This is a genomic window from Candidatus Magnetaquicoccus inordinatus, assembly GCF_004217665.1.
Taxonomy (GTDB): domain Bacteria; phylum Pseudomonadota; class Magnetococcia; order Magnetococcales; family Magnetaquicoccaceae; genus Magnetaquicoccus; species Magnetaquicoccus inordinatus.
Window position 1 is genome coordinate 1 of the sequence record NZ_RXIU01000441.1, and the last position, 1,412, is coordinate 1,412.

Genomic DNA, 1,412 nt, shown 5'->3' on the forward strand with positions numbered 1-1,412 from the left:
CAGCAAGCCATTCGGTTATTTTGCGCCAGTTTTCCATGACTTCCGTGAAACTGAAAATCGGTAAAACAGCTTGCTGGGCAGCACAGGGTTCGAACCTGTGGCCCCTGCCGTGTGAAGGCTGAGGCATGGCTTTCCTGGCCTTTCCGGCAGTATCAAGAAACCATACCTGCGGGATCGGCACCGCCCGGTATACGTTTGGACGACGCTTCTTGAGACACTCAATGATCACCAATCGTGCCTTGAGGTCGATCTGCTCGTGCGTCAGAGCCAGAACCTCGGAAAGCCTGGCTCCGCTGTAGGCAAGGACGGCACAAAAGGTGTAAACCTCCTCGGACATGTTCCGTGCTGCATCCAGAAAAGCTGTGCGTTCTTGAACTTGAACTGTTAGATATTTTCGATTGCCGTCGTTATCGTACAAATTTGACATCATCATGCTCCTGGATTTTTGTGAGTTTGCCATCAAAAAGTTGTTGACTCCTTGAACAGAATGTACCATTCTGTTCAACCATGAAAATAATTATTAAACAATCGGTTGTTGCATCGTAAAAGCTCTGCCTTAGATCACTTATATAGAGGTAAAACGATATATGAAATTGTGTCAAGAGCGTGTAATATTATTATAGATGTTTATTGCTGGACGATGATCGGCAAGAGGATGTGCCACGATGGCCAGCCAAAATCGTATCTGGCTTACATGACGCTATTGGTGGCCGGGAATTTTCTGGTATGCTGGCTACGAATGGAACGATTGAGGCCAGTGGCACAATCGTGGTCCGCACAAACCACGCAGCCAATCATGGGTGAACAGACAACTGGAGAAACGAACAGCGATGAATGTGGCCGAACAGCTTCAGATAAAAGTGCGCAGCCTACCACCGCCCATAGCCAGAGAAGTACTGAACTTCATTGACTACCTGGAATATCGCCGTGGACTACAAGCAATCCCAGATGAGATGGATCTGATGACTGCCCAGGGAGATGCCATGCGCCATGTATGGGATAACCCTGAAGACGAGGTCTGGAACAATGTACCAACCCGGTGATCTGGTGATGGTACCCTTTCCGTTCTCCAACCTGGATGCCACCAAAAAACGCCCCGTCCTTGTCCTGATCAAACCAGATGAGCGCGGCGACTTCATTGGCTTGGCCGTCACATCCGTCCCCACGGACAATCACTCCATAGAAATAGGTACGGGTTCTGTTTTCGACGGTTCCCTTCCGAAACGAAGCTGGCTGAGATTGGACAAAATTTTCACCCTGAATGTCAGTCGTGTGGAAGGGATGTTTGCCAGGGTTTCAGTGCCATTCAGGTCTCAGGCATTGCAACGACTCTGCCTCATCTTGGCCCAGGATGTCACCTTTGCACCAGAGATGGGCCACGGTTTATCCGGGTAATAACAATGCAAACCCTT

General features: G+C 49.3%; 2 protein-coding genes and 1 tRNA gene. 2 read left to right on the plus strand and 1 reads right to left on the minus strand.

Annotated elements, in window-relative coordinates:
• Positions 1-74: 74 nt before the first annotated feature.
• Positions 75-141, minus strand: a tRNA-Val gene (locus EJP87_RS17510).
• Positions 142-830: 689 nt separating this feature from the next.
• Here EJP87_RS17510 and EJP87_RS16375 point away from each other — a divergent pair.
• A complete protein-coding gene (locus tag EJP87_RS16375; protein ID WP_130472914.1) occupies positions 831-1,043 on the plus strand; it encodes a hypothetical protein in 213 nt (70 codons plus the stop codon).
• Positions 1,044-1,050: 7 nt separating this feature from the next.
• Positions 1,051-1,395, plus strand: a complete 345-nt coding sequence (locus EJP87_RS16380) for a type II toxin-antitoxin system PemK/MazF family toxin (protein WP_227657721.1) — start codon at positions 1,051-1,053, stop codon at positions 1,393-1,395.
• Positions 1,396-1,412: the final 17 nt, after the last annotated feature.